The following is a 10725-nucleotide window of genomic DNA, read 5'->3' on the forward strand; positions in this document are numbered from 1 at the left end:
CTCACTCCTCATTCCTCACTCCTCATTCCTCACTTCCCCTTGTGCATTTTGCCCTTAAATCCTACTAAATTGATAGAATTAATATCAGTTTTCACAAAAATGCGAAAAATCATCTTAAACCTATTGACATTCCTCTATGGGTGTGGTATAGTATAGATACGCTAAAACATACTAAACGACTAGGATTAATATGAATTTGAAATGAGGCGTTGAAAATGAGTGTAAAAATACTGAAACTGAAAACAGCGTACGATTCACGAATGTGTATATGCTGTATGTGTTGCTGTTAAAATCAGCATAAAGTTCAGTAACAAAAAATTTTTATCGGATTTAAAAAAACATTAATTTAATGAAAGAGGTAATTTAAAATGAGCGCAATAAACGAAAGAAATCTTAAATTTGAAACACTCCAGCTCCACGTTGGTCAGGAAACAGCAGACTCTGTAACAGACGCAAGAGCCGTTCCTATTTATCAGACATCATCATACGTTTTCCATAACTCACAGCATGCCGCTGACAGATTTGCTCTTAAGGACGCAGGCAACATCTACGGCAGACTTACAAACCCAACTGAGGACGTTTTTGAAAGACGTATCGCAGCTCTTGAGGGCGGCACAGCAGCTCTTGCAGTTGCATCAGGCGCAGCAGCAGTAACATACGCTATTGAGAACGTAGCCCTTGCAGGCGACCATATCGTAGCTGCAAAGAACATCTATGGCGGCACATATAACCTGCTTGCACACACTCTTGTTGATTACGGCATCACAACAACATTTGTCGATCCGCTTGACCCAGCTAACTTTGAAAAAGCTATCAAGGAGAACACAAAGGCTCTCTATATCGAAACTCTTGGCAACCCTAACTCAGACGTAGTTGATATTGAAGCTATCGCAAATATCGCACACGCACACAATATCCCACTTCTCGTTGACAGCACATTCGCTACTCCATATCTCGTAAGACCTATCGAGTACGGCGCAGATATCGTTATCCATTCTGCAACAAAGTTTATCGGCGGTCACGGCACAACAATCGGCGGAGTTATCGTTGAAAGCGGCAAGTTTGACTGGAAGAAATCAGGCAAGTTCCCACAGCTCACAGAACCAAACCCAAGCTACCACGGCGTAAGCTTTGCAGACGCAGCCCCTGGCGCAGCATTTGTAACTCGTATCCGTGCGATCCTTCTTCGTGATACAGGTGCAACACTTTCACCTATCCACGCATTCATCTTCCTGCAGGGTCTTGAAACACTGTCTCTGAGAGTTGAACGTCATGTTGAGAACGCACTTAAGGTAGTTGACTTCCTTAACAAGCACCCAAAGGTAGAAAAGGTAAATCACCCTTCAGTATCAGACGATCCAAGCCAGCAGGCACTTTACAAGAAGTATTTCCCTAACGGCGGTGGTTCTATCTTCACATTCGAGATAAAGGGCGACGCAAAGACAGCTCAGAACTTCATCGACCACCTGAAACTCTTCTCACTCCTTGCAAACGTAGCAGACGTTAAGTCACTGGTTATCCACCCAGCATCAACAACACACGCAGAGCTTAACGAAGCAGAGCTTGCAGATCAGGGTATCAAGCCAAATACTATCAGACTTTCTATCGGCACAGAGCATATCGACGATATCATCTACGATCTCAGCGAAGCATTCGACGCTATCTAATAAAAACCTTGCCATTACGGTTTTTACCTAAAAATACAAACCTCAATATAGAAACGGCTGACAGGCGAAAAGCTTGTCAGCCGTTTTTGTACCCATAAAAAAAGCAGGGCAACAACAAGCCGCCCTGCTCCATAAAGCAAAAAGTCAGAAAAAAATCCTTCGCCACAAGGCGATACCTTAATTCCTCACTCCTAACTCCTCACTACTTCTCCAGCTCAGAGATCTTATCCACTCTCCTCTGATGTCTGCCACCCTCAAACTCCGTTTCAAGGAAAACGTCCACCAGCTCGATAGCCAAGCCTGCCCCCAGCACTCTCGCACCAATGCAAAGCACATTTGCGTCATTATGCGCTCTTGTATACTTAGCAGAGAAATAGTCTGAACAGCAAGCCGCTCTTATTCCCTTTATCTTGTTTGCGCTCATTGACATTCCAATACCAGTTCCGCATATGAGTATTCCCATTTCGTATTCGCCCGAAGCCACTTTCTCGCAAACTTCCTTTGCCTTGTCAGGATAGTCCACTTTCTCTCCTGCCTGAATACCAAAATCAGTGTATTCCACACCCTTTTCGTCCAAATGTGCCAATATCTCCGCCTTAAGCTCAGGACCTGCATGGTCACAGCCAATAGCAATTTTCATATTAATTTCCTCCTATTTATCCCTATGTGCCTTATCCTTTTCCGCCTTTGTAGCCTGCAAATATGATACCTCCAGCCTGTCCGCCGAAACCATTATCTCAGGCTGAGCCTCCACCGCAAGACACAGTGACGAAGCCCTCTGCAGCCTGTTCACATAGCTTGCAAGCTGAACATTTTCGTTGTCAGCGAAATATTTCGCCTTTATCTCTGCCGCACAGTCACCCACAAGCATTGTTTTTTCAGAAAACTCTCCCGAAAAAACTTCCTCTTCAGGGCAAACTCTGTCAGCGGATATCCTCGTGATAACGCCGTTTTTGCACTGAAACTCGCCTGCGTAAACTATCTTAGGCCTTGCCCTCATAACAGAAATTATCCTGCCCTCAAAATCTATGCAGTTGTACGCCAGCGAAAGCAGAGTGGAAACTCCTGCGCTTTTTAAACTCTCACAGCCAAAGCACATTCCCTTTACAGCCGCCACGCCTATCCTAAGTCCCGTGTAAGACCCCGGACCCTTTGCAATAGCCGCACAGTCAAGGTCAGCGTAAGTAAGCCCTGTTTCCTCAAGAGCCTGCTTCACCATAGGCAATATCACCTGCGAATGAGTGAGCTTTGTGTATACAGACTTCTCCCAAAGAAGCTTCTCTCCGTCCGTCACCGCCACTGAAGCGACCTTTCCGCTTGTGTCAATAGCTAATATCTTCAAATCTATCATCTCCCTCAGGTGCAGTTATGCTTATCTCCCTGCTGTCCTCGTCAATGCGCTGAATATCTATCCTCAAAGCGTCCTCAGGAAGCTCCTCAGCAATATTCTCCGACCATTCCACCGCAAGCACAGTGTCTTCGTCCATGTAGTCAAAAAAGCCTGTAGTTTCCAGATCGTCCGCCGAATTTATGCGGTACATATCAAAGTGTATAAGGCTGAGCCTGTCCCCACGGTATTCGTTCACCAGTGCGAACGTGGGCGAAGTCACCTCGTCGCCAAGTCCCATGCCAATAGAAATTCCCCTTGTAATAGTAGTCTTTCCTGCACCAAGACCACCGCTGTAAGCGATAAGATCGCCGCCTTTCAGCCGTCTGCCTATCTCCTCACCCAAAGCGATAGTTTCCGCCGCAGATGATGTTTTGTATACCTTTGTCAACCTATCACCTCATTTGACCGTCATCTTCCGTGTAGCCCACAATAAAAAGGCTGTTTTTATTCATAAGCTGATAAATGCTCTCCACCTCTGTCTTGTCCGCCGCTGAATTGTAGCAGTTGTAAACATACAGCCTGCCCTCCTCTTTAACAGCGAAAACCGTGTGGATACCGCTGAAAATATTCAACCCGCTATGGAAAGAAGCTATCACAGGCTTGCCCTCTTCAACAGCCGCCTGAGCCTCATCAGCCTTATAAAATCTCTTGTATCCCACTCCCATTGCCTTAAAAAGACCGCTTATTTTTCTAGGATTAGACCCCAGCGAGCCGTCCGCCGCAATAAGAGCATTCTTTTCAAAATCATAAGCAAGCTTTGCCATGTCAGGCTCAAAGCCCTCGTATGTGAGATAATTATAAGCCGCAATGACCTCACAGCCTACCCCTGCGAACCTGGTTTCGCCAAGCATCAGATCGCACACAGGGGGATTTTCCTGCCCGTATTTCACAAAGCCCTCTATATTTATGCCCTTGTTGTGAGCATAATTTTCCGCAGCCCTGCCGCTGTCAGTTTCCTTATAAGTGTCCTCAAAAAGCCGCCACTTCATATCGTCCTCCGAGCTGTCGCCCTGAATATCGCTCTCATTACCGACCTGCGAGCTTTCGTCAACTTCCATGCTGTCACTATCCACCACAGAGCTTTCCGCAGTAGTGGTAAAAGCCGAATCATTGAGCCTTTCACTGTCCGCCTTGTTTCCGCATGAACTGAGCATTATCCCGAGAAACAGAATGACCGCAAGAATTTTCATCACAGCTCACCCTTGTCCTTGAAGTAGTTTAGCATAAGATCCACCATTCTGCCATAGGACTGCTTGCCATCCTCAACGCCATTGAGCTTCAGAGATTTTTCCATTGCCTTGTCAGATATCTCCCCCACCGCCTCGCTGTCGAAAACAGTGTCCTTAGCCTCGTCAACGCTCCGCCAGTAGTCCCAGTTTGCTTCCATATCAGCCCACACCTCGTCGCAGATAGAGCTGTCAAATTCTATCTTCTTATCGTCAGAAGCATAGTCAAAAATCTTGTTTCTAACCTCGCCAAGCGCCGCCAGATAGCCCGAATAGCGGTAATCAGCATTGTCCGATTTGTCGCACGCCATAAAAGCGATAAAATTCGCCTCGTCCTCCTGAATGTAGCCTTTCGTATGAGCAAGCTCATGACAAATGGTGTCAGGAAGCTTCGCCTTATACATATCCTGATTGTAGTTAGCCTCCATAGAGAACGGGAAATAGATGCCCATAAGGTCCATCTGGCTCATAAAGAACGAGCATTTTATAGCTTTCGGAGTGACATAAAATCCCCCGAGATTTTTAAACTCGCTCCCAAGCCCACGCATGGCCTCCTGAGCCGTCTTGTCAAGGTCAGCGGTCAGCACGAATTTTCCCTCGCTGTCACGCTCCACCTCTTTGCTAAGCGCATTTATCTCCGTAACAAGCTTGTTGCCAAGAGCTTCAAGCTCCGTCCTGGTGTGCTGTTCCGTTGGTATGCCGTTAAGCTCTGCAAAGCTTGAACAATGATAAATAACAAAGCAGTTAAAGGTCTGCACCGTCACCACAAAAGTGACTATCCACATATAAACAAGCCCGAAAATTTTCGCAGTTTTCTTTCTCTTGCCTTTTCTGACTATCACAAGCACCAGCATAGCCACCAGCGAAAGCGGAATACCAAAAACCGCCACCGCAATAAGCAGTTCCCCGAAGGAAAACGGCAACAGCGAAGTGAGCCTGCCATATGTATTTTCCCAAATTGGAAAAACGTGAGCCGTATACCAGTCGCAGAACGCCGTACTTTTCCAGGCGATCACGTTCAGCACCACGCTGACTGCCACAAGGCAAACGCAGGCAATGACCTGCCAAGAGAGATGTTTTTTCTTGCCGTTCTCAGGCATTTTCACACTTTCCGCACTCTTTTTCACCGCTGTATCTGTCACTGCCGCTCACCTCGGTTCATGTATTTTACTCTGCTATCTCAACGCGCCTGTTTACCCGACTTATTATCTGCTTACCTACAAATTATCTTATCGCACAAATCGTGTAGGGGCGAACAGCGTTCGCTCGTCTTGGTCGCCTACATGGTTTGTATAAATTCAAACCTCGTCGCTCCCAAAAACGGGACGTCGAGGGCGCCGTCCCCTACATTTGCCACGCCGCAAAATCGCTCCGCTCGGTATTTACTCTATCAAAGTGACTTGTTCGGTCGGCTATGCCAATTCCTCACTCCTCACTTAAACGGCTTAGAACAATCCGTAGATATTGCCCTCATTATCGCAATCGATATTATAAGCCGCAGGCTTCTTAGGCAGACCAGGCATTGTCATAATATCGCCCGTATAAGCTACCACAAATCCTGCACCGGCTGAAAGCCTTACATCTCTTACTGTTATCTCATAATTCTCAGGCTTGCCAAGCTTTGTCGGGTCGTCAGACAGTGAATACTGCGTCTTAGCCACGCAAACAGGGATATCCCCGAATCCAAGGTCAGTGATCTCCTTTATAGCCTTTTCAGCCTGCTTTGTATAGATCACGCCGTTTGCACGGTATATCTCTTTCGCAAGTATATCAAGCTTATCCTTGATAGGGAGCTTCTCGTCATAAAGTGGCTTGAACTCAGACGGCTTTGTTTCGATAGTCTTGCAAACCTTTTCCGCAAGGTCGATACCGCCCTCAGAGCCTTTTGCAAAAATCTCAGCCAGTGAGAACTCAACGCCCATTTCACCGCAAACTCTCTCGATAACAGCCAGCTCAGCCTCAGTATCAGTATGGAATCTATTTATAGCCACAACTACAGGCACACCGAACTTGTGCATATTCTCAATATGAGTTTTCAGGTTTACGATACCCTTTTCAAGAGCCTCAACATTTTCGTTAGTAAGCTCAGTTTTCGGAACACCACCATTGTATTTCAATGCCCTTACAGTAGCCACCAGAACTACGCAACTTGGTTTAAGACCAGCGTATCTGCACTTGATATCAAAGAATTTCTCAGCGCCAAGGTCAGAGCCGAAGCCAGCCTCAGTGATAGTGTAGTCAGCAAGCTTCAAAGCAAGCTTTGTGGCTCTTACTGAGTTACAGCCGTGAGCGATATTAGCGAATGGACCGCCATGGATAAGAGCAGGATTGTTCTCAAGCGTCTGAACAAGGTTAGGCTTCAAAGCGTCTTTCAGCAAAGCAGTCATAGCACCGCAACCGCCTATATCCTTAGCATAAACAGGCTTTCCGTCAGTTGTGTAAGCAACGAGTATCTTCTCAATTCTAGCCTTAAGGTCAGCCAGATCGGAAGCGAGGCAAAGAATAGCCATTATCTCAGAAGCGACAGTTATCTGGAAAGAATCCTCTCTAGGAATACCATTCACCTTTGAGCCAAGACCGATAACGATATCTCTCAGCGCTCTGTCATTCATGTCAAGGCAGCGCTTGAAAAGTATCCTTCTCTGGTCAATGTGAAGCTCATTTCCCTGCTGCATATGGTTGTCGATAAGGGCGCAGAGCAGGTTGTTAGCCGCAGTTATAGCGTGCATATCTCCCGTGAAGTGCAAATTGATGTCTTCCATAGGAACGACCTGAGCGTATCCACCGCCAGCCGCACCGCCCTTGATACCAAAAACAGGGCCAAGAGAAGGTTCTCTCAGAGCGAGTATAGCTTTCTTACCTATCTTGTTCATAGACTCAGCCAATCCAACGGAAATAGTGGTCTTGCCCTCTCCTGCAGGTGTAGGGTTTATAGCGGTAACAAGAATAAGCTTACCATCTGGATCATTTTTAGTTTTAGCATAAAGCGACTCAGAAAGCTTAGCCTTGTAGTGACCATAAGGCTCATATTCATCTTCTGAGATGCCGAGCTTAGCAGCGACCTCCCCAATTTTGAGCATTTTCGCCTGCTTTGCGATTTCGATATCTGACAGCATTTAGATCAAGTCCTTTCGGAAAAATTTTTAGTATATCGGTAAAGACCCATATAAAATATCATACGCTATGTATTATATCACATATCCGTGATGATTTCAATATTTCATATGTAAACAAACTATATAAACCGACACATTTCCGAACATCGCCCCACAAAAAAGAGCCGCCCCGCATTCCGCAGGACGGCTCAAAATAACTATAAGAATTATTTCTGAATATCGTTATCGTTAAATGGATCTCCACATTCTGGGCAGAACTTAGGAGGATTTTTCGGATCTTCAGGCTCCCAGCCGCACTTGTCACACTTGTAAAGCGGCTCTGATGCAGGCTTTGGCTTTCCGCACTCAGCGCAGAACTTGCCCTTGTTCACTGCTCCGCATGAGCAAGTCCAGCCTACTGGCTGCTCAGGCTTTGGTGAACCGCAGTTTGCACAGAACTTTCCTGTGTTCTCTGTGCCGCATGAACACTTCCAGCTGTCTGCTGCCGGCTTTGGCTCAGGCTTAGGCTGTCCGCAGTTAGCACAGAATTTTCCTGTGTTTTTTGTTCCGCAAGCACAAGTCCAGCCGTTCTCAGGTGCAGCCTGTGTTGGTGCAGCCGCTGGAGCTGCCTGCTGTGGAGCTGCCTGTGCAGCCTGCTGATTCATCATGTTCTGCTGCATCTGCTGCTGATACATTGTTGCGTCCATTGGCTGACCCATCATGCCGCCTGCCATGCCCATGCCCATAAAGCCTGCCATAACACCGTTTGAGTTGCTTGCCGCTGCCTCTCTTGCCTTGTTGATAGACATTCTGTCCATAGCATAGAGCATTGAAGGATCACTTCCAACAGTTTTTGCCTCCTGGAATTTTGCGATTCTCTGCTTTGACTCTTCGTCCACGTTCAGCTCAATAGCAAGGCTTGTTATCTTAACACCCTTTGTAGCCCACTTTTCTTCAAGCTCTGCATTCATTGCTTCAGCAAGCTCATCAGGATAAAGACCAAGCTGATCGTATGGTATTTTCTGAGCGGATATCCTTGTAAGAGCCTTCTGGAACTTAGGTGTCATATCAGCCTTAAGCTGGCCGAGAACTGCCACGCCGTCAGGGCTGTCAACAGTAAGTACCTTATTTACGTTCTGAACAACGTTCTCATAGAAGTTCATAGGGTTTACGATCTGAAGCTCATACTGACCATGACCCTGTGCGTTAAGAGTGAGGTTCATTTCGCCGTCTCTGAAAGGTATCTTGCCGAAGCCTATCTTGTTTCCAGGCAGAGGTCTGAGGTTTATGTAGATAAGACGCATGGTGTTCATAGCCTGACCACCTGCTGTAAATCTTCTGCCTATCTCCTTGATAGAAGCGCCAAGGTCACCCCAGCCGCCGCCAAGAAGTGACGGAGATACAGTTGAATCATACTTATACTGACCCGCTGTTTCCTGTGTACCAATAACAAAATCGTGTACTCTGCCATTCTCGATAAGCAAAGCCGCCTGATTTACCGCAACGTCAAAGCGTGAACCGTTTGAGATAACGCCCTCTGTGCCGTTGTTCACAGTCTTTCCTCTCTTAACAAGAGTAGCCGGCTGGCAGAGTATCTTAGTTGACATATCCTCACATCTGAAGTACTCTACTACCTGATCGGCAAATGTTGAGCCGACTGCTGATGTAAACATCTTAATAAGTCCCATAGTTAAATTCCTTTCGTTGTCTGTATTATTTCACCCCAAGGGGTTTTAAACTTGTCTATCTCAGCATGGATATCCTGCTGACTTTCCATGTGCGCTCTACAGAGCTGTGTATCTCAGAACCGCAGTAAGGACAAACTGAGCCTGCGGTGTCCACAGGTGCTCCACAGAACTGACATATAAGGCTGGCGTTTTCGCCCTCTATCCCCATTGAAAGATAGTATGAATAATCCGCCTCATAAATGTGCTGTGCCTTTATCCCGTTGAGCTTGTATTCAAGAGATACCTGAAACTTTGCCGTTGCAGCGTCATGATCTCTATGATAAGACGCCACCTGCGACTTGTGGATATGTATATCATCATAATGCTTTGGCGTAACCGTTGACAAGTTGTCTTTTGCCATCGTGGCTGCTCTCTGCTTGAACGCTTCGGTACAGTATTCAAGCTGATTCTCGCTTGCTTCTCCGTTTATAACAAGAAAATATTTCATCACAGTGTTTTCCACTATGCTCCTTGCTATATTTTCATCATAGTCAGGAAAATCTCTCTTTATGTTGTTCACCACATTAGGATCAACATAAGTAAACTGCATGGCGTTGTTCTGTCTTTCCTCAGTTGCGTCATTTATGGTCCTTAGCAGGTCGTTGGCACGGCTCAGTTGTCTGCCAATGGCGTTCGATACCGCTTTTTTCACAGAATATATCACCGCTATACCACCGCCTATGGCGACCGCTATAACTATTATTTTTATTATAAGCGCCGTTGATATTTCAGGCATTTAGCTGATACCCCCTACTAGAATATTCCCATTATCTGAAGTATAGCTCCGATAATATATCCGCCCACGCCTCCAAGAAGCGAGTAAGCCACAAGCTTTCCCTTGCTTATAGGCAGGTTTCCGATAAATTTACCTGTCTGACCATTCATTGCAAAGAAATAAGGCTTATCCTGATAGGTTGTATACAAAAGCCATGTTGGAAGCATAGCATATTTAACGTCCTTTATCTCGGTGTGCTTTTCATATGACTGAACGTTTACACTGTTGTAGTTACAAGTATTTCTAAGTTCGTCACGAGTTGTGTTCTCGATACGTTCTTTAGCCCTAGGCAGGCACTTATCCTTACCCTCGTCATATCTTTCTGCAAGATATCCCGAAAGATAACCTGGGTTGAACGCTGTCATTTCCGAGTAATCAAAAGGCTCGATAGAGTCCATAGCGTCATCGTCAGTCTTTGAAGAAGCGTCCACAGGAACAGCTTTGAAATCGAGGGTTCCGTTTCTGTAAACTGAATAATACTTTTTCTCAGTGTATCTGTAGTTTCCGGAAGTCCATGTTCTTGTATTTATACCCTCTGCAGTAATGGAGCCTTCGCAGTTTCCTGAATAGAGCCAAAACGGGATATAAACGCCCTGCATCTTGTCCACTACCCTATCGCAGTTGAAATCTTTCGGTGTAAGAGGCTTATTGCTGAATTTTTTGAAAACGTCCATTACCTGAGTTTTCGGCACTTTAAAAGGTATAACATAGTCTGGGGAAAAGTTGTCTATTATCTGCTCTCCCATTATTACCGCATTTCCGCAGTAAACGCAAACTGTTGCTGCAGTTGAGCGGTCGGTGATTATCTCCGCTCCGCAGTGTGAGCAGGTGTATTTAACAAGGTC

At 46.0% G+C, this 10725-nt stretch carries 10 protein-coding genes; 1 reads left to right on the top strand and 9 read right to left on the bottom strand.

The annotated features are described in order from the left end of the window. The first annotated feature begins 368 nt into the window (after positions 1–368). Positions 369–1667 carry an O-acetylhomoserine aminocarboxypropyltransferase/cysteine synthase family protein gene (locus tag QVO88_RS08090; protein ID WP_022287991.1) on the top strand — a complete coding sequence of 433 codons (1299 nt, stop codon included), beginning with the start codon at positions 369–371 and terminating at the stop codon, positions 1665–1667. Between the two features lie 202 nt (positions 1668–1869). On the opposite strand, the gene rpiB is transcribed toward QVO88_RS08090, so the two are convergent. The 9 genes from rpiB to QVO88_RS08135 form a co-directional block, all read right to left on the bottom strand. Then, positions 1870–2307: a ribose 5-phosphate isomerase B gene (gene rpiB, locus QVO88_RS08095; protein WP_022287992.1), complete on the bottom strand. Its 438-nt coding sequence runs from the start codon at positions 2305–2307 to the stop codon at positions 1870–1872. Positions 2308–2319: 12 nt separating this feature from the next. Next, on the bottom strand, positions 2320–3009 hold the full coding sequence (gene tsaB, locus QVO88_RS08100) for a tRNA (adenosine(37)-N6)-threonylcarbamoyltransferase complex dimerization subunit type 1 TsaB (protein ID WP_022287993.1): 690 nt from the start codon (positions 3007–3009) through the stop codon (positions 2320–2322). Continuing rightward, positions 2990–3445, bottom strand: coding sequence for a tRNA (adenosine(37)-N6)-threonylcarbamoyltransferase complex ATPase subunit type 1 TsaE (gene tsaE, locus QVO88_RS08105; protein WP_022287994.1), 456 nt, complete (start codon positions 3443–3445; stop codon positions 2990–2992). The genes tsaB and tsaE overlap by 20 nt, the downstream gene beginning before the upstream one ends. 4 nt (positions 3446–3449) lie before the next feature. Continuing rightward, positions 3450–4247 (bottom strand): hypothetical protein, encoded by a 798-nt coding sequence (locus tag QVO88_RS08110; protein ID WP_022287995.1) that lies wholly within the window; start codon positions 4245–4247, stop codon positions 3450–3452. Then, positions 4247–5425 (bottom strand): DUF3810 domain-containing protein, encoded by a 1179-nt coding sequence (locus tag QVO88_RS08115; protein WP_022287996.1) that lies wholly within the window; start codon positions 5423–5425, stop codon positions 4247–4249. Before QVO88_RS08115 ends, QVO88_RS08110 begins: the two co-directional genes overlap by 1 nt. A gap of 303 nt (positions 5426–5728) precedes the next feature. Further along, a complete protein-coding gene (locus QVO88_RS08120; RefSeq protein WP_022287997.1) occupies positions 5729–7399 on the bottom strand; it encodes a formate--tetrahydrofolate ligase in 1671 nt (556 codons plus the stop codon). 206 nt (positions 7400–7605) lie between these two features. Beyond that, entirely contained in the window at positions 7606–9066 is a 1461-nt protein-coding gene (locus tag QVO88_RS08125) for an SPFH domain-containing protein (protein WP_022287998.1), read from the bottom strand. Between the two features lie 55 nt (positions 9067–9121). Then, positions 9122–9841 carry a zinc ribbon domain-containing protein gene (locus QVO88_RS08130; RefSeq protein WP_022287999.1) on the bottom strand — a complete coding sequence of 240 codons (720 nt, stop codon included), beginning with the start codon at positions 9839–9841 and terminating at the stop codon, positions 9122–9124. Between the two features lie 17 nt (positions 9842–9858). Continuing rightward, positions 9859–10725: hypothetical protein (locus QVO88_RS08135; RefSeq protein WP_288177904.1), on the bottom strand; the 867-nt coding region annotated here is incomplete at its 5' end.

It is taken from the genome of Ruminococcus sp. CAG:57 (genome assembly GCF_000435935.1).
GTDB classification, from domain to species: domain Bacteria; phylum Bacillota; class Clostridia; order Oscillospirales; family Ruminococcaceae; genus Hominimerdicola; species Hominimerdicola aceti.

Bases quoted from the DNA above. Each gene is read 5' to 3' on its own strand.
- QVO88_RS08090 (WP_022287991.1), top strand. From the start codon at position 369: ATGAGCGCAATAAACGAAAGAAATCTTAAATTTGAAACACTCCAGCTC.
- rpiB (WP_022287992.1), bottom strand. From the start codon at position 2,307: ATGAAAATTGCTATTGGCTGTGACCATGCAGGTCCTGAGCTTAAGGCG.
- QVO88_RS08110 (WP_022287995.1), bottom strand. From the start codon at position 4,247: ATGAAAATTCTTGCGGTCATTCTGTTTCTCGGGATAATGCTCAGTTCA.
- QVO88_RS08120 (WP_022287997.1), bottom strand. From the start codon at position 7,399: ATGCTGTCAGATATCGAAATCGCAAAGCAGGCGAAAATGCTCAAAATT.
- QVO88_RS08125 (WP_022287998.1), bottom strand. From the start codon at position 9,066: ATGGGACTTATTAAGATGTTTACATCAGCAGTCGGCTCAACATTTGCC.
- QVO88_RS08130 (WP_022287999.1), bottom strand. From the start codon at position 9,841: ATGCCTGAAATATCAACGGCGCTTATAATAAAAATAATAGTTATAGCG.